Source organism: Telluria sp. AZSoR62 (assembly GCF_058111565.1).
This window is the reverse complement of record NZ_JBYTST010000420.1, coordinates 1-255: the sequence shown is the minus strand read 5'-3', so window position 1 is coordinate 255 and position 255 is coordinate 1. Positions and strand designations below refer to the sequence as shown.

The following is a 255-nucleotide window of genomic DNA, read 5'->3' as shown; positions in this document are numbered from 1 at the left end:
ATCTGCCGGATCCGGACTGAAGAACTGACGGCCAATCCGGCGCTCCTGGGGCATGAGGAAAGGCACTGCAGCCAGTACGCCTACTGCCTGGGGTTGCCCTTCCTTCCGCTGTATTTCCTGGCCGCCGGCTGGTCGCAGCTCCGTACGGGCAATCCGGCGTCGGCAAATTTCTTCGAGCGGCAGGCCGGCCTGGCAGCCGGCGGTTACGTTGACATCAGGACACCAAAGCCGGCGCCCCATGGGGCCGGCGGAATC

General features: G+C 65.5%; 1 pseudogene. It reads left to right on the top strand.

Annotated elements, in window-relative coordinates:
* Nucleotides 1-255: pseudogene (locus AC3XQU_RS24300) on the top strand (hypothetical protein); the annotation flags it as partial.